This is a genomic window from Nonomuraea sp. NPDC050540, from assembly GCF_044457485.1.
Taxonomy (GTDB): Bacteria; Actinomycetota; Actinomycetes; order Streptosporangiales; family Streptosporangiaceae; genus Nonomuraea.
In genome coordinates, this window is sequence record NZ_JBITHA010000002.1 from 689,257 (window position 1) to 703,134 (window position 13,878).

Genomic DNA, 13,878 nt, shown 5'->3' on the forward strand with positions numbered 1-13,878 from the left:
CCCCGGCCGCCCTCCGCCCCGGACGACTCAGCGGGCGGAGGGCGACTTCAGACTCACGCGGGCGACCGCGGGCAGCTGGTCCGTCTCCAGGGCCTGGCGCATGTGCGGGATCGCCACACCGGCCAGATGCTCCTTGATCTCGTCGATCGGGGCGCGCTCGTCGGCGACCAGGCGCAGCCGTACCTCTGGACGGCGGGGTGAGCCCGCCAGGTCGGCGCTGGCGCTGAGCACGGCGGGGCTCTGCGCGGCCTCCGCCGCGACGGCCTCGGTCACGCCGCTCGCGGAGATCTCCGTGACGCCCGCGGGTCCGTCGTCGAGGCGCAGCGACGACAACCTCGACCGCCTCGCCTGTACGGCCAGCCACCGCAACCCCAGCACGACCAGCACGATCCCCCCGAGCGCCACCAGCCACCAGGCCCACGAGAAGGCGAAGAACTCCCTGACCGGCCCGTTCACCAGCGGCTCCGCGGCCGGCGCCCAGTCCTGCGGCATCAGCGCGAGGCTCCTGGCCGCCGCCGCGCCCCCGAGTACGGCCAGCAGCAGCCCGACCAGGGCCAGGCCGAGACGGTTGCCCCGGCGGGTGGTGCGGTTCACGGTCGCTCCTTCAGCCGGACGGACACCTTGTAGGGCTGGACCGGCGCGAGCCCCGCGATCCTCGCCAGCACGGCCTCGCGCACCTGCTCGCCGGTGGCGGCGTCGTTCCAGCCGCTGGTGGTCGCCGTGACCGCGACCGTGCGCCCGCGCAGCGCGGCGACGGCCGAGCGCACGCCCGGCACCTCCCCCGCGGCGTGGGCAAGGGCGTCGGAGAAGCTCTGCGGCCGGACCCCGATGACGAGCTGCGGGTCACTGGTGTGCAACGGGACCATCCTCGGCCGGCCGGGCACGAACGCCAGCACCAGCAGCGCCAGCCCGATCAGCGTCACCACGATGCCGCCGATCAGCACGGCCGGGCTCTGCCACAACGTGGTGGAACCCCACTCCAGCAGATCCCGGGCCGGCAGCCAGCCGAGCGGACGGCCGAAGAGCCAGGAGATCACCTCGGCGGCCACGACCGCGCCCAGCGCGACCAGCAGCACCGCCACGATCACCGCCGGAACCGTGCGCTGGGGCCGGAACTCCTTGAGCGCCGCCCGGTCCCCCGGCGCGGCGCTCACGACGCCGCCCCCTCGGCGTCCGGCGTCAGGTGCGTGACGATGACGTCGATCTCGGTCGCGCGCAGCCCGGTCACGCGGGCCAGTTCGCCGGTCAGCTCCTCGCGGATGTGGCGGGCGGTCGAGCGCAGCGGCGCCGGGTAGCCGACGGTGACGAAGAGCCGGACCCTGACCTGGTCGCCGTCCACCCGGGCGGCCGTGGTGCGCGTCCAGGGCAGCCCGTCGTGCTCGGTGACCGCGCGTACCCCGGGCATCGTCCCGGCCAGCTCGCAGGTGATGCGGGTGGCCGCCCGGTCGGTGATCGTGGTGCGCCCGCGCGACTCCGGCGGCACCCGCTGGGCGGGCAGCAGCACGTCGGCGGGCGCCGTGGCCTCGACCGCGGTGGTCTCGGTGGCGGTCATTTGCGTCTCACGGTGAGATGGGCGACGTTCACCTCGCCGCCCTCGGCGAGGCGGCCGACGAGGAAGCCGAGCGCGCCGAGCAGCAGTACGAGCAGGAACGCCCCGATACCGCCGAAGGCCCCGGCGAGGCCGAGCACCATGCCTACGGCCATGCCGATGATGGACAGCGGGTGGTTCGTCATGGGGTCTCCTCCAGGTCGTCGATGCGGATGTTGACCGGGCGGCCGCCTGCCAGGCCCGCCACCTCGCGGCGGACCGTCGCGGCGAGCTGGGGCAGCGGATGCCCGTCGCGGGCGACGATCGAGATCTCGACGCCGTCGTCGCGCACGGCCACCCCTACCAGGCGCTCACCCGGCAAATAGGTGGACACCGTCCCGAACGGGCCGCCCGACAGGGCGGCCACCCCCGGGACGCCGCGTGCCTTCTCGGCGATCGCCCGCGCGTCGGTCATTGGACCCGGGGCTCCTTCCTGGGCGCCTCCTCGGACTTCTGGCCCGGCATGTGCACGTCGTCGACCTTGATGTTGACCTCGGTGACCTCCAGGCCGCACATGCGCTCGACCGCCGAGACGACGTTCTTGCGCACCGCTCCGGCCAGGTCGGGGATGGCGGTGCCGTACTCGACCACGAGGTCCAGGTCGACGGCGGCCTGGCGTTCGCCGACCTCGACGGAGACGCCCTGCGTGACGCTCTTGTCGGCGCCGACGATTCCCCGCACCGTCCCCATGGCGCGCGCGGCGCCCGCGCCCATGTCGTACACGCCGCCGACCTCGCGGGCGGCGAGCCCCGCTATCTTGGCCACGACGCCGTCGTCGATGGTCGTGGTGCCATTCTCACTGTCGAGCGCGCCGCTGGCGGAGCCGTTCTGGGTCCGTGCCCGCGGTACGGCCGGCGTCTCCTTGACCGTGGCTTCCGACACGATCGTCACCCCCGAGAATTGAAGTGTCACAGCATGTAGTGCCTGCTATGCACCCTAAATTTCCGACATACCGGGAAAAATGCGTCATGAGCTGTATTTATTGACAAGTCCTGACTTGCGCGGGATGAGCCACGGACCAACGTGGGCCGAGCCCCGGCACGTCGGCGATAGCCTTGTCTGGTGCGTATAGCGAGGTTCTCCACAGGCGAAGGCGTCTCGTTCGGCGTGGTCGAGGGCGGCCCTGGCGAGGAGGTCGTCTCCGCAGTCGCCGGGCACCCCTTCAACCAGGTGCAGTTCACCGGCGAGCGTTTCCCGCTGGCCCAGGTGAAGCTGCTGTCCCCGATGCTGCCGAGCAAGGTGATCGCCATCGGCCGCAACTACGCCGAACACGCCGCCGAGCTGGGCAACGAGGTCCCGGAAGAACCGCTCATCTTCCTCAAGCCGTCGACCTCGGTCATCGGCCACGGCGAGCCCATCGCCTACCCGACGTCGCTGTCCGACCGCGTCGACTACGAGGGTGAGCTGGCCGTGGTCATCGGCCGCCTGTGCCGCGAGGTCCCGGTCGAGCGGGTCAAGGACGTCATCTTCGGCTACACCTGCGCCAACGACGTCACCGCCCGCGACCTGCAGAAGAAGGACGTGCAGTTCACCCGGGCCAAGGGCTTCGACACCTTCTGCCCGCTGGGGCCGTGGATACAGACCGACCTCGACCCGGGCGACCTCGCGCTGACCACGACGGTCAACGGCGAGGTGCGCCAGAGCGGCCGCACGAACCAGCTCATCAACGACATTCCCGCGCTGGTGGCCTACGTCAGCGCCGTCATGACGCTGATCCCCGGCGACGTGATCCTGACCGGCACCCCCGCGGGCGTGGGCCCGCTGGAGGTCGGCGACGAGGTCAGCGTCGGCATCGAGGGCATCGGCACACTCACGAACAAGGTGGTTTCCCGTGACTGACCTGCGGGTGCGCTTCGCGCCCTCACCGACCGGCATGTTCCACGTGGGCGGCGCCCGCACCGCGCTGTTCAACTGGGCGCTGGCCGAGCAGTCGGGCGGCCAGTTCGTGCTGCGCATCGAGGACACCGACGCCTCGCGCAACAGGCCGGAGTGGACCGAGGGCATCATCTCCGCGCTCGACTGGATCGGCGTCAACGGCACCAACCCGGCCTTCGAGGGCCCGTACTTCCAGTCGGCCTTCGAACCGCAGCACCGCGAGGCCGTGGCCAAGCTGCTCGCCGACGGCCGCGCCTACCACTGCGACTGCACCCGCGAGGACCTGGTGGCCCGCACCGGCTCCGAGCACAAGGGCTACGACGGCCACTGCCGCGAGCGGGGCCTGACCGCGGGCGCGACGCGCTTCCGCACCCCCGACGAGGGCGTCACGGTGGTGGACGACGTCATCCGCGGCCGCGTGGAGTTCCCCAACGACGCGCAGGAGGACTTCGTCATCGCCCGCACCGACGGCTCGCCGCTCTACGTGCTGGCCAACGCGGTCGACGACATCACCCAGGACATCACCCACGTCATCCGCGGCGAGGAGCACCTGGGCAACGCGGCCAAGCAGGTCATGCTCTGGCCCGCGCTGGGCAAGCGGCCGCCGGTCTGGGCGCACCTGCCGGTGATCGTCAACGAGCAGCGCAAGAAGCTGTCCAAGCGCCGCGACAAGGTGGCCCTGGAGTCCTACCGCGAGGAGGGCTACCTGGCCGAGGCGATGGTCAACTACCTCATGCTGCTGGGCTGGGGTCCTGGCGACGACCGCGAGATCATGCCGTGGTCGGAGATGATGCCGCTGTTCAAGCTGGACAACGTCAACTCCGCCAGCGCGTTCTTCGACGAGAAGAAGCTGCGGGCCTTCAACGGCGAGTACATCCGCGCGCTTCCGCTGGAGACCTTCGAGGAGCGCTGCGCCGCCTACCTCGACCCGAGCTGGGACCGCGAGACGTTCAGCAAGGTCGCGCCGCTGGCCCAGACGCGCATCGCCGTGCTGTCGGAGATCCGGCAGAACGTCGACTTCCTCTTCCTGCCCGAGCCCGCCTTCGACGAGGCCTCCTGGGACAAGGCGATGAAGAACTCCCCCGTGGAGATCCTCACCGGCTACCTGGAGCGCCTGGCGGACGTCAGCTGGGACCCCGAGTCGCTCAAGGTCGCGCTGGAGGAGGTCGGCGCCCAGCACGGGCTGAAGCTCGGCAAGGCGCAGGCGCCGGTCCGCGTGGCCGTCACGGGCCGGACCGTGGGCCTGCCGCTGTTCGAGTCGATCGAGGTCCTCGGCCGCGAGCGCTCCCAGGACCGCCTGCGCGCCGCCCTGGCCAAGCTCCAGGCGTGAGTACGGCGCCGCCGAGGCTCACCAGAGCCCCGGCGGCCATCGACACCCACACCCCCGTGACTCCGAGCCACGAGCTCAGCGTGTAGGCGAGAAGCAGCTGCACCGCGAAGCCCGCCAGCGTGGCGGCCAGCAGGCGGCCGCCCCTCCCGCTCGCCTGCAGAACCCCGCCGGCGGCGATCAGCCCGCCGAACGGCACCAGGTAGAGCGTCATCCAGCGCAGAAACTCCACCGCCGGTCCGGGATCGGCGGTGAACCAGCCGGCGACCGGCGCGGCCGCCAGGTTGAGCACCGCCGCCACGGCCACACCGGCGCCCAGGCCGAGCACCAGCGGCCGCCCGACCGGCTCGGAGCGGGCCGTCCTGATCATCGTGGCCTGGCGCAGCGCGTAGAAGACCATGACGCCGGCCAGCATGATCTTCGAGCCGATGCCGTATCCGGCCTGCGCGGCCACGCCGAACCCGGCGACCACGTCCACCAGGACCATGCCGACCAGCGCGCGGGCCAGGAAGTCGCCCGACATGGGCAGCCCGGTGCGCACGAGCTCCCACGCGGGAGCGCGGCCCGGGGCGTCGGCCGGAGCCTGCCGTACCAGGGAGAGCAGGGCGAGGCCGAGTGTGGCCAGGCGGGCCAGGACGGTGGCCAGCGCGGCGCCCTGGACGCCCATGCCGAGGCCGTAGATGAGCAGCGGGTCGAGGACGACGACCAGGGCGTTGCAGATCAGCGCGTTGCGCATCGGGACCCGCGTGTTGCCCTTGCCCTTGAGCACGCCGTCCACCAGGCATTGGGCGAAGAAGACGGGCAGGCCGGCCAGGGAGATCAGGTAGTAGCCGGCGGTCAGCGCGGCGGTGGGGGCGTCGGCGGACAGGAGGGCGGCCAGGGGTTCGCGCAGCAGTACGCCGGGGACGGCCACGGCCAGGCTGAACGCGGCCCAGAGCAGCCAGCCGGTCCTGACCAGGGGCGCGAGCGGCGCGCGGCCGTCGCGGCGGCCGACGAGCACGGTGAGGCCGGTCTGGACGGCCAGGAACAACCCGAGCGCCAGAAACTCGGTGGTCGTGGCCACGGTGACCGCCGCGACCGCGCTCTCGCCCAGGCCGGAGACCCAGAGCAGGTCGATCACGCTCACCGCGACGACCGCGGTGAGCAACTCCACGTAGATGGGGAACGCCAGCCTGATCATGCGCTACCTCGATTCGCTATATATCGTTTAGATGTATAGCGATACGATGCGCCCATGGCAAGCGGCGGTGACCTGACCCTGACGATCCTGGGGTTCCTCGACGAGCGGCCGATGCACGGCTACGAGCTCAAGGCCAGGCTCAACGCGCTCAGCGGCCACCTGCGCCCGGTCAGCGACGGCGCGCTCTACCCGGCCATCGCCAGACTGGAGGCCAAGGGCCTGGTCGAACGGCACGAGGAGCAGGGCACGGCGGCGGCGCGGCGACTCGTGCTGACGCTGACGGACAAGGGCAGGGAAGAACTACTGCGCCGGCTGCGCGAGCCCACCGACATCGAGATCAGCGACCAGACGCGGTTCTTCGCGCTGCTGACGTTCCTGTCGGCGCTGCCGGACGCGGCGGAGCGGGCGCGGGTGCTGCGGCGCAGGCTCGACTTCCTGGAGACCCCGGCCAGCTTCTTCTACGACGGCGAGCGGCCGGTGCGCGCCGAGGACGAGACCGATCCCTACCGGCGAGGGATGCTCCTGGTCGCGCGGGCCACGGGCGCCGCCGAGCGGGAGTGGCTCAGGAACGAACTGGGGGCGGAAAAAGAGTGAGGAGGTACGGCAGGCCCCGCCGTACCCCCTCAGAAGGGACTTTCTACACCAATCCGCGACGTTCAAGCAGCGGGCGGATGCTGGGCTCGCGGCCGCGGAAGTTGCGGAAGGCGGTCAGCGCGTCGAGGCTGCCGCCCTTCGACAGCAGCTCGCGGCGGAAGTGGTCGCCGTTCTCGCGCTTCAGGCCGCCGTTCTCCTTGAACCACTCCACGCTCTCGGCGTCGAGCACCTCGCTCCAGATGTAGGAGTAGTAGCCGGCGCTGTAGCCACCGGAGAAGATGTGCGCGAAGTAGTTGGTGCGGTAGCGCGGGAGCACCTGCGGGAAGGCGATCCCCGCCGATTCCAGGGCCGCGGCCTCGAACACCCGCGCGTCCTCGACCGTCTCGCCCGCGGCCAGCTTGTGCCAGGCCCAGTCGAGCAGCGTCGCGGCCAGGTACTCCACGGTCTGGAAGCCCTGGTTGAACTTCTCCGTCGCCCGCATCTTCTCCACGAGCTCGGCGGGCATCGGCTCGCCCGTCTCGTGGTGCTTGGCGTAGTTGGCGAGGATCTCCGGCCAGGTCGCCCACATCTCGTTGACCTGCGACGGGTACTCCACGAAGTCGCGCGGCACGTTGGTGCCCGACACCCTCGGGTAGCGCACCGCGGAGAACAAGCCGTGCAGCGCGTGCCCGAACTCGTGGAAGGCCGTGTTGACCTCGTCGAACGTCAGCAGCGTCGGCCCGTCGGCCGGCTTGGTGACGTTCAGGTTGTTCATGACGACGGGCAGCTCGCCGAACAGGTAGGACTGGTCGACCAGGTTGTTCATCCACGCGCCGCCGCGCTTGGTCGGGCGGGCGTACGGGTCGAGCAGGAACAGGCCGAGCTGCGAGCCGTCCTCGTTGCCGACCTCCCAGACCGAGACGTCCTCGTGGTAGCCCTTCAGGTCGGTCCGCTCGGTGAAGCGCAGCCCGTACAGGCGGCCGGCCGCGTGGAAGATGCCGTCGCGGAAGACCCGGTCGAGCTCGAAGTAGGGCCGCATCGCGTCGGCGTCGAAGTCGTACTTCGCCTCGCGCACCTTCTCGGTGTAGAACGACCAGTCCCACGGCTCGATCGCGAACCCGGCCTGCTCGGCCAGCGCCTCCGCTTCCTTCTTCGCATTGCGTACGGCGGGGCCGACGAGCTGGCCGAGCATCTCCTCGACCGCCTCGGCCGTCTTGGCCGTCTGGTCGGCGACGCTGTAGGAGGCGTGGCTCGGGAAGCCGAGCAGCTTCGCGCGCTCGGCGCGCAGGGTGGCCATCCGGACGGCCAGGTCCAGGTTCGCCGGCGCCCGCTCCACCGACAGCGTGTACAGCTTGCGGCGGGTCTCCCGGTTCGTCAGCTGCGCCAGGCCGGGCTGGTTGGTGAAGTTGAGCAGCGGCAGGACGTACTTGCCGTCCTTCTCCAGCGCCTTCAGCCGCACCTCGTCGAAGCCGTCCAGCTCGACGGCGTCCTCGACGACCAGCGCCGACTCCTTGCTCGCCCTGAGCAGGTTCTGCGAGAAGTCGGTGGACAGGGTGGAGAGCTCCTCGTTGAGCCGCTTGAGCCGCTCCTGGTCGCCCTCGGACAGGTCGGCGCCGGCCCTGATGAAGTCCTCGCGGTACTTCTCCAGCAGCCACGACTCCTCCGGGTCGGAGGTGTTGACCTGCTTGATGCGCGCCCACAGCGCGCGGTCGAGCCGGATCTCGTCGCTGTGCTTGGTCAGCTTCGGCGAGATCTCCTTCTCGATGGCCATGATGCCGTCGGTGGAATCGGAGGAGACGATGCTGAAGAAGACCATGCCCGTGCGGCCGAGGACACGGCCGGAGCGCTCCAGCGCCGCGATCGTGTTGTCGAACGTGGGCGCCTCTTCGCTGTTCGCGATCGCCGCGACCTCGGCCAGGTGCTCGCTCATGCCGCGCTCGAACGCGGGGAGGTAGTGCTCCTCCCGGATAGCCCCGAAGTCAGGCAGCTGATAGGGCAGGCTGCTGGGTGAAAAGAACGGGTTCTCTGCCAACGTTCGAGCTCCTCGTGCGGTGGTTTTGTCCTCCTTCAGCTTGGCATGTCACGGGGGCTGCCGGGTGCCGCCGACGCCCGGTTCGGCAATCGTTTTGGTGGTGACCGCCAAGCTGGGCTATTCTTTCGGACGTCGCCAAGGCGAGCTCCGAAGGGGTTCGTTTCGGTGGGGTATGGTGTAATTGGCAGCACGACTGATTCTGGTTCAGTTAGTCTAGGTTCGAGTCCTGGTACCCCAGCTTTGACGGATGTCCTCTCACCGGGGCATCCGTTTTCTGCTTATGGAAGAGTTTCGCATTCGCCCGGGTTCCTTCCCCCGCTTCGCGCTGGCCTTCGCCGGACCGCTGCTGCTCTTCTTCCTCGTCTGCCTGCTGCTGGGCGCCATCCTCACCGGGTCCACCGCCGGTGGCGTGCTGCTGGGGCTGCTCGCCACCTTGGCGCCGGCGGGGGTTCTCGTGGTGAAGCACCGCAGGCTGGTCTCGGGGACCGTCGTGCGGTTCTCCGAGGCGGGCGTGGAGCTGAACGACGCGCGTGGCTTCTTCGTACGCCTGCTGTGGGCCGACATCACCCGGGTGGGCGCGGTGGAGACGCGCAGTGCCGATCCGCGCCGTATCGGGCGGGTGGGGGGACTTCGGGTGCGCGCCCAGCCGTTGCGGGCCACCGGCCTCATCGGCTGGGGAACCCGGCGTACACCTGAGCGACTGCCGGGGTGGATGCGTGCCCGGCTGGCCGCCGTTCCCGTCGATCCGGCGACCGGGCGGCCCGAGGTCGCCATCCCGCTGGGAGAGCTCGATCCGCTGTGGGAGCGGGGGCCGATGGGGGCCTGGATCCGGCGGTACCGGCCCGATCTCATGGGCTCTTAAGCGGTTTGGAGTGCTCCTCGGGGTGCGGTAGAGTTACCTGCGTCGCCGGGGAGACCGGCGAAATCACTTGTGGTCAGGGTCCCGTCGTCTAGTGGCCCAGGACGCCGCCCTCTCAAGGCGGTAGCGCCGGTTCGAATCCGGTCGGGACTACCACTGTCACAAGTTCACGAAGGTCCCGTCGTCTAGTGGCCCAGGACGCCGCCCTCTCAAGGCGGTAGCGCCGGTTCGAATCCGGTCGGGACTACGCCTTCCTCTTGAGATTCTTCCGTTTCTTTTTCTGTTACGGCAAGCGTCCCTACCGCCACCCGCCGTCGTACGCTCAGGCCGATCGTGGGGGTCGCTTCTCACGTCGGACGTGGTCCCCACCGCAACGGCCCACGTGAACCGGTTCCCATGCCCCACCCCGGCCACCGCCCCCCGGCGCCGCCCACCACCGCGACACACCCCGCCGTCTCGGCGCCCGGAAACCCCCGCACAACCACCCGCCGCCTCTCACCGTCCCGCCTTCTCCGCGCCCCGGCGACCTGCGCAGCCACCCGCCGCCTCTCACCGTCCCGTCTTCTCCGCGCCCCGGCGACCTGCGCAGCCACCCGCCGCCTCTCACCGTCCCGTCTTCTCCGCGCCCCGGCGACCTGCGCAGCCACCCGCCCCCTTTCGCCGTCCCGGCGTCTCGGGAAACCGCGCAGCCACCCGCCGCCTCGCCGCTCCGGCGAGCCCGCCCTTCTTCGCCGTCCCGGCGTCTCGGGGCCGTGGCGGGCTCACCGCGTCTCCCGCTTTCTCGGTGCTCCGGCAACCCGCACAACCACGCGCCGCCGCCCGCCGCCTCGGCCGCGGGCCCAAGGGGGCCGGAGAGGCAGCCTCCCCGGCTGGGTTGGTGGGTGGGTGGTTCCTGGCTTGGGTGTTCGGGCGCGGGTGGTTAGTTCTTGGGGCCGGCGCTTTGGATTACCTCGAATGACCAGACTTGTGAGCCCGACGCCGCGGGGCCGCCCTGGCCGTGGCCATGACCCTGGCCCTGGGCCTTGGCGGCTTCCGCTGCCTGGGCGTGGCCACGTTGGAAGGCGGGGCCCTGCTGCCAGGCCACGAAGTCCTCCTCGCTGCGCCAGCGCGTGTACACGAGGTACTGGTCGGTCCCCTCGAGCGGCCGCAGCAGCTCGAACCATTCGAACCCGTCGGCCGAGTCGACCATCCCGGCGCGGTTGGCGAACCTCTTCTCCAGGTCCTCGCGCATCTCGGCGGGAACGGTCAGAGCGTTGATCTTCACGACAGCCATGGGCCCAGCCTATGCGGGCGGGGCTCCGCTCTCTTCTAGGGCTTGCGGGCCAGTCCGCAGAACTCGTCCACGGCCGGACCCGGCGTGCCGCCCGGACGCCAGCCGGGGCAGGAGACGACGCCGGGCTCCAGCAGTTCCAGGCCCTCGAAGAAGCCGGCGATCTGGTCCGGATGGCGCAGGTGGTACGGGACGGAGCCGCTCTGGTTCCAGATGGCGATGGCCGCCTCGAACTCGGGGCCCTTGATGACGTTGGTGCCGTCGGCGATGGCCACGTAGCTGCCCGAGGGCAGCGCGTCGACCAGCGTGCCCACGATGGCCTTGGCCTGGTCGTAGTCGGGCAGGTGGCCGAGGATGTTGAGGAGCATCAACGCCACCGGGCGCGACAGGTCGAGCGTGGTCTCGCTCGCCCCGGCCAGGATCGCCGCGGGCTCGCGCAGGTCGGCCTCGATGTACTGGGTGAGCCCTTCCTCGCTGCCGACGAGCAGCGCGCGGGCATGGGCCAGGACGATCGGGTCGTTGTCCACGTAGACGACGCGGGCCTCCGGGGCCACGCGCTGGGCGACCTCGTGCGTGTTGTTGACCGTGGGCAGGCCGGTGCCGATGTCCAGGAACTGCCGGATCCCGGCCTCGCCCGCCAGGAACGTCACGGCACGGGTCAGGAAGCCCCGCGACTCCTGGGCGATCGGCACGATCTCCGGGAACACGCGCGCGAACTGGTCGCCGATCTCACGATCGATCTCGTAGTTGTCCTTGCCCCCGAGCCAGTAGTTCCAGATTCTCGGCGAATGGGACACAGTTTTATCGATCACAGGACAAACCTAAATCACGCTTCGAGGAAATTCAGGGGGTTGGCGGCGAGTCTGCCCCCGAACCCGGCGCGGACGAAGCCCCCGGCGACGCTGTCCGGCTTGCGGGTCCCCTGCTCGGTCATGCGGGCGGTGAACTCCTCGACGAGGTCCAGGCGCGGGTAGAGCCGCAGGACCTCCTGCTTGACCGGCTCGGGGATCTCGTCGGTCTGGCGGCCGGAGATGTCCATGGCGGTGGAGAGCTCCAGGAGGTGGCCTTCCGGGTCGTCGTTCACGTCCACCTCGGCCCACATGTGGCGCACGATCACCTCGGCCGCCCGCTTCCTGCGCTCGGCCGGCCAGCCGGCGCCGGCGCCGAACACCCAGGCCACGTGTCCTCCCGCCGCCTCGAAGGCGACCGTGTGGCTGTCGAACTCCTTCGTCAGCCCCAGATCGTGCAGCATCGCCGAGACGTAGAGCAGTTCGGCGTCGAAGGGGACGGCGTTCTCCTGGCCGTAGGCCGCGGCGAACAAATAGGCGCGGACGGAGTGGTTGAGCAGCGAAGGCGTGTGGAACTCGGTCGCGACCTCAAGCGCGAGACGGCAGGCGGCGGTGTCCGGGATCAGGATGTCTGCGTAGTTCACGAAGACAGCATGGCATCGAGCGGCTAACGATCGCGCACCCGGCTTGACCTCTTGATCGCCGGTTCGAGAGCATGTCTCGCTCCCGTGAAGACACCCTCGGAAGGACACCGGCGTGCGCCGCCTCGCGATCCCTCTTGCCCTCATGCTCGCCACCACCGGGCTCGGGGCTCCCGCGCAGGCCGCCGACAAGGTGAAGCGCACCGCGCAGTGCCAGGGCGACTGGATCCCGGGTACGCCCACCGCCGAAGACGTGATGAACGGGGAGATCTCGCTGGTCGGGCAGCCGGCGTACAAGCTGGGCAAGAAGATCAACTGGGGCGCGAGCCCGTACCGGAACAGGTCGTGGGAGTTCGTCTTCCACTCGCTGCGCTGGGTCGGCACGCTCGTGGTCGGTTACGAGAACACCGGTGAGGCACGGTACCTGGAGCGCGCCAAGGAGATCACCAAGGACTGGGTGGCGAGCAACAAGCGCGGGGCGAGCCGTACCAAGCCCTACGTCTGGAAGGACCACCCCACATCGCTGCGCACGCAGGCGCTCGTCTGCCTGAGCATGCACGTCAAGGACGGCTGGCTCACCGGCAGCCTGAAGGAGCACGCGAAGCTGCTGTCGGACGCCCGGCTGTACAAGAAGGGGCACAACCACGGCATCGACCAGGACATCGCGCTCATGGCGATCGGCTGCCGGCTGGGACGGCGCGACTGGGCGTCGCTGGCGATCAAGCGGCTGACCGGCACGGTCAAGCTCGACGTGGACTCCCAGGGCGCGCTCATGGAGCAGGCGCCGCGCTACGCCGTCTACGTGTACGGCCGGCTCCAGGTCGCCATGACCAACATGCGCGACTGCGACCGCAAGGTGCCCGGCGAGATCGCCAAGCGGACCGAGGCGCTGAAGTCGTTCGTCGCCCACTCCACCGAGCCCAGCGGCTACATGGTGCCGATCGGCGACGGCAGCGCCGAGACCGAGCCGAAGATGGAGACCGGCACGCCCAAGGAGAAGGTCAAGGTCTACCGGGCGGGTTACGCCTACGGGCGGACCGACTGGACCAAGGAGGCGGCGTACTACTCGCTGCGGTTCGGGCCGGGGACCAAGTTCCACGGGCACGAGGACCACATGGGCGTCACCTACTACGCCGACGGGCGCGACATCCTGGTCGACGCGGGGTTCCACTCCTACGAGAAGAGCGCCTACCGCTACTGGACCCTCTCTCCCGAGGCGCACAACGTGCCCATGGTCGAGGGCGCGCGGTTCCGGCCGCGTACCGCCACGAAGCTCACCAAGGCGACGTACGGCTCCGGCCGCCAGACTTTCCGGGTCGCCGACAAGGCGTACGGCGTCGGGCGTACCAGAAGTGTGTTCGTCCATCACGGCGAGGACGTGATGGCGGTGCGCGACAGTGCGGGCGGCGGGAAGAAGGTGCGCAACCTGTGGCGCTTCGACCCGTCGCTCACGGTCGTCTCCAACGCGGGCGGCAAGGTCGTGCTGGGTGACGGGAAGTACCGGGTCACGCTGGTGCAGCTGGCGGGGTGCAAGCCGGTCGGCGGGCAGAAGGTGGAGCGGGGCGGCAAGCGGGGCTGGGTCTCGCCGACGTACCTGTCGAGGAAGCCGGCCAGCGTGGTCGTCTCGCCGGCGGCCAAGGAGCTGGTGACAGTGGTGGTGCCGGGCACCGACGAGCCGAAGGTGTCCTGCTCGGGCGGCAAGGTGAAGGTGAACGGCGTGTCCGTGGTCTTCTGAACACGAGGGC

The 13,878-nt window shown here is 70.2% G+C and carries 16 protein-coding genes and 3 tRNA genes; 8 read left to right on the forward strand and 11 right to left on the reverse strand.

The window, feature by feature from the left end:
• Positions 1-27 precede the first annotated feature (27 nt).
• From ACIBI5_RS09540 to ACIBI5_RS09565, 6 genes are read right to left on the reverse strand one after another with little or no spacing between them, the layout of a single operon-like run.
• Positions 28-594, reverse strand: coding sequence for a hypothetical protein (locus tag ACIBI5_RS09540; RefSeq protein ID WP_397244970.1), 567 nt, complete (start codon positions 592-594; stop codon positions 28-30).
• The gene (locus ACIBI5_RS09545) at positions 591-1,154 is read right to left on the reverse strand and encodes a DUF6286 domain-containing protein (RefSeq protein WP_397244972.1); all 564 of its coding nucleotides are present in this window, start codon (positions 1,152-1,154) and stop codon (positions 591-593) included. The genes ACIBI5_RS09540 and ACIBI5_RS09545 overlap by 4 nt, the downstream gene beginning before the upstream one ends.
• Positions 1,151-1,552, reverse strand: coding sequence for a hypothetical protein (locus ACIBI5_RS09550; protein ID WP_397244974.1), 402 nt, complete (start codon positions 1,550-1,552; stop codon positions 1,151-1,153). The genes ACIBI5_RS09545 and ACIBI5_RS09550 overlap by 4 nt, the downstream gene beginning before the upstream one ends.
• Complete coding sequence (locus tag ACIBI5_RS09555; protein WP_184960409.1) at positions 1,549-1,734, reverse strand: DUF2273 domain-containing protein; 186 nt, start codon at positions 1,732-1,734, stop codon at positions 1,549-1,551. Before ACIBI5_RS09555 ends, ACIBI5_RS09550 begins: the two co-directional genes overlap by 4 nt.
• Entirely contained in the window at positions 1,731-2,003 is a 273-nt protein-coding gene (locus ACIBI5_RS09560; protein WP_397244976.1) for a hypothetical protein, read from the reverse strand. The genes ACIBI5_RS09555 and ACIBI5_RS09560 overlap by 4 nt, the downstream gene beginning before the upstream one ends.
• Positions 2,000-2,470 (reverse strand): Asp23/Gls24 family envelope stress response protein, encoded by a 471-nt coding sequence (locus tag ACIBI5_RS09565; protein WP_397244978.1) that lies wholly within the window; start codon positions 2,468-2,470, stop codon positions 2,000-2,002. The genes ACIBI5_RS09560 and ACIBI5_RS09565 overlap by 4 nt, the downstream gene beginning before the upstream one ends.
• Positions 2,471-2,650: 180 nt before the next feature.
• On the opposite strand from ACIBI5_RS09565, the gene ACIBI5_RS09570 reads away from it, so the two are divergent.
• Together ACIBI5_RS09570 and gltX are read left to right on the forward strand one after the other, a co-directional pair.
• Positions 2,651-3,427 carry a fumarylacetoacetate hydrolase family protein gene (locus ACIBI5_RS09570; protein WP_397103199.1) on the forward strand — a complete coding sequence of 259 codons (777 nt, stop codon included), beginning with the start codon at positions 2,651-2,653 and terminating at the stop codon, positions 3,425-3,427.
• Positions 3,420-4,793 carry a glutamate--tRNA ligase gene (gene gltX / locus ACIBI5_RS09575; protein WP_397244980.1) on the forward strand — a complete coding sequence of 458 codons (1,374 nt, stop codon included), beginning with the start codon at positions 3,420-3,422 and terminating at the stop codon, positions 4,791-4,793. The genes ACIBI5_RS09570 and gltX overlap by 8 nt, the downstream gene beginning before the upstream one ends.
• Here the strand turns inward: gltX and ACIBI5_RS09580 are convergent.
• The gene (locus ACIBI5_RS09580) at positions 4,687-5,970 is read right to left on the reverse strand and encodes an MATE family efflux transporter (RefSeq protein ID WP_397244982.1); all 1,284 of its coding nucleotides are present in this window, start codon (positions 5,968-5,970) and stop codon (positions 4,687-4,689) included. The two genes, gltX and ACIBI5_RS09580, sit on opposite strands and share 107 nt — an antisense overlap.
• A gap of 54 nt (positions 5,971-6,024) precedes the next feature.
• Between ACIBI5_RS09580 and ACIBI5_RS09585 the strand changes: the two genes are divergently transcribed.
• Positions 6,025-6,564, forward strand: coding sequence for a PadR family transcriptional regulator (locus ACIBI5_RS09585; protein WP_397244984.1), 540 nt, complete (start codon positions 6,025-6,027; stop codon positions 6,562-6,564).
• Positions 6,565-6,607: 43 nt separating this feature from the next.
• Here the strand turns inward: ACIBI5_RS09585 and ACIBI5_RS09590 are convergent, their stop codons facing one another.
• Entirely contained in the window at positions 6,608-8,575 is a 1,968-nt protein-coding gene (locus tag ACIBI5_RS09590) for a M3 family metallopeptidase (protein ID WP_397244986.1), read from the reverse strand.
• Positions 8,576-8,741: 166 nt separating this feature from the next.
• On the opposite strand from ACIBI5_RS09590, the gene ACIBI5_RS09595 reads away from it, so the two are divergent.
• From ACIBI5_RS09595 to ACIBI5_RS09610, 4 genes are all read left to right on the forward strand, one after another.
• Positions 8,742-8,813 (forward strand) — tRNA-Gln (locus ACIBI5_RS09595).
• A 42-nt stretch (positions 8,814-8,855) separates the two neighbouring features.
• Positions 8,856-9,437, forward strand: coding sequence for a hypothetical protein (locus ACIBI5_RS09600; protein ID WP_397244988.1), 582 nt, complete (start codon positions 8,856-8,858; stop codon positions 9,435-9,437).
• 77 nt (positions 9,438-9,514) lie between these two features.
• Positions 9,515-9,590, forward strand: a tRNA-Glu gene (locus tag ACIBI5_RS09605).
• Between the two features lie 18 nt (positions 9,591-9,608).
• Positions 9,609-9,681: transfer RNA gene (locus ACIBI5_RS09610), tRNA-Glu, on the forward strand.
• Positions 9,682-10,353: 672 nt separating this feature from the next.
• On the opposite strand, the gene ACIBI5_RS09615 is transcribed toward ACIBI5_RS09610, so the two are convergent.
• The 3 genes from ACIBI5_RS09615 to ACIBI5_RS09625 are packed head-to-tail and all read right to left on the reverse strand — an operon-like array spanning position 10,354 to position 12,136.
• Positions 10,354-10,707, reverse strand: coding sequence for an antibiotic biosynthesis monooxygenase family protein (locus ACIBI5_RS09615; RefSeq protein ID WP_397244990.1), 354 nt, complete (start codon positions 10,705-10,707; stop codon positions 10,354-10,356).
• Positions 10,708-10,742: 35 nt separating this feature from the next.
• Positions 10,743-11,516: an SAM-dependent methyltransferase gene (locus ACIBI5_RS09620; RefSeq protein ID WP_397244992.1), complete on the reverse strand. Its 774-nt coding sequence runs from the start codon at positions 11,514-11,516 to the stop codon at positions 10,743-10,745.
• Positions 11,517-11,530: 14 nt separating this feature from the next.
• Positions 11,531-12,136, reverse strand: a complete 606-nt coding sequence (locus tag ACIBI5_RS09625; RefSeq protein ID WP_397244994.1) for an HD domain-containing protein — start codon at positions 12,134-12,136, stop codon at positions 11,531-11,533.
• A 112-nt stretch (positions 12,137-12,248) separates the two neighbouring features.
• Here ACIBI5_RS09625 and ACIBI5_RS09630 point away from each other — a divergent pair, with 112 nt between their 5' ends.
• On the forward strand, positions 12,249-13,868 hold the full coding sequence (locus ACIBI5_RS09630) for a heparinase II/III family protein (RefSeq protein WP_397244996.1): 1,620 nt from the start codon (positions 12,249-12,251) through the stop codon (positions 13,866-13,868).
• Positions 13,869-13,878: the final 10 nt, after the last annotated feature.